We start from the raw sequence: 1,872 nt of genomic DNA, 5'->3' as shown, positions 1-1,872 counted from the left end.
TGGCTGCCAGCGCGTTGGTGCTGGCCGGTATTTTTATCATGCGCTTTGCTTTCTATATGATGCACATGACGGAAGGCTTGGGGGTGTAGGTTCGCATACTCCGCGATCGAGCGTGGTCTTGCTGGGATATTGGGGAGGCGAAAGGGCGCCCTGTCTTTCGACCGAGCCTGAGAGAACGGTCGGCTCGATGGTCGAGACGGATGGCTTTCGTGTGCGCCCGCAGGGTGTCCGCCGGATGTGCCAATGCTGTTGCAGGTATCGTTGCTATTTGTGGGCGGATGCCCTCAGCTCTGTCGCATCGGCTACGGAGGCCAGAAATATGCTGTGATCCTGCTCGCGGCGCAGGAAGAATATCTTCATGCGCATCCACATAAGCTCGCCAGAAAGCCTATAGCGCCGAAACGTTCCTTCTGCTCCGACACCAGGATGCAGCTCTGCCTGATCGAACAGGTTGAGGACGAAAGGAAGATCTTCGGCAGGCACCTGCTTCGAGATGAGGTATTGCCGCTCGTGCAGGTCGACAGAATTGCATCCGGTTGCGCGGTAATAACCATTGTTCACCTGCATCAGCTCGAAGCGATCGGAGTAGACGGCATACACCGCCAAACCTCCGATAAGGTTCTCGATAACGGCGCGGCTCGTTTCGTCCCCTTTCATCAGGGCGTTTACGTCGATCGCTTCCATACGGGGCGAGAACAGTCCCCGATAGTCGACGATGCCATCTTGTGCCAGCAGCTCTCCGAGCGCCTCGGTGCTCATGGGCCGGTAGAAATAGTAACCCTGCGCATAGTCGCAGCCGATATTCTGCAGGAATTCCACCTGCTCCTTCGTCTCGGCTCCTTCAGCAATGACCCTCAGGTCCATAAGCCGAGCCATGGATACGATAGCCTCAAGGATGCCTTTGCTGCGTCGAGAGTCATCGCTCCGGCTCAGAAAGCGCATGTCGATCTTCAGCACATCGACGGTGATGTCTTTCAGCATGTTGAGCGACGAGTACCCGCTGCCGAAATCGTCCATGAGGATAGTGAAGCCCAGCTCCCTCAACCGGTTGACGGCGGTGGCCATCTTCTCGTCTTCGGCATAGGCGCTTTCAGTGATCTCGAGTTCGAGGAGGCCATGATCGAGATGATAGCGTTGAACCAGGCTTTCGAGGGCCTCGACTACATCGATGGCATACAGGTCTGCTCGAGAAATGTTCACCGATACGGGAATGGGCTTTACGCCGCAGTCTATCCATGAGCGCAGGTGACGGCACGCTTCATCCCAAACGTACAGATCGAGGCTGGCGATGAATCCGTTGCGCTCGAGCATCGGTATGAAAGCTCCCGGCATAACCAGGCCGCGCTCGGGGTGCTGCCAGCGCACGAGCGCCTCGAGACCGACGATGCGATCGGTGCGGGTGCTGCACTGCGGTTGCCAATGCAGTACGAACTCGCGGTTCTTGAGCGCTTCCTTGACTTCGAGCAGCGTCTTTGCCTCGCTTTCGAGTTCTTCAGCCATAGACTTCTCGTACCAGGCAACGCGCTGGGCGTACGTGCCTTTAACGGCGGTCATGGCGATCATCGCGTGGTCGCAGGCCAAGTTGACGGCGTTGTCGTTATCGCCGATGTGGCAGACGCCGATGGCCGGCTGAAAGCCTATTGTTTCCTCGGAATCGAAAGGAGGTCGTTTGAGCTGCGTCTCGATGTTTTCCTCTGTCACCGATCCCAGCGGCAGCGCGATGGTGAAGTCATCACTTCCAAGGTGGCCGGCAACGCCGTCGAACTCTTGTGCGATCAAAGCAAGCCAGTCTGCGATGGCGCGCAGTATGGCATCGCCCGCCTCATGACCATGCCATTCGTTGTACAGTTTGAAATGCTCGATGTCCAGGTA

Annotated in this window: 1 protein-coding gene; it reads right to left on the bottom strand. The window is 57.3% G+C overall.

What is annotated here, in order from left to right; genetic code table 11:
* Positions 1 to 264: 264 nt before the first annotated feature.
* A partial coding sequence (locus tag RR842_RS14480; RefSeq protein WP_332730279.1) for an EAL domain-containing protein occupies positions 265 to 1,872 on the bottom strand: 1,608 nt, incomplete at its 5' end.

It is taken from the genome of Gordonibacter sp., from assembly GCF_036667095.1.
Taxonomy (GTDB): Bacteria; Actinomycetota; Coriobacteriia; order Coriobacteriales; family Eggerthellaceae; genus Gordonibacter.
Note: the sequence above shows the minus strand (reverse complement) of the source record. Positions and strands in the feature narration are given on the sequence as shown.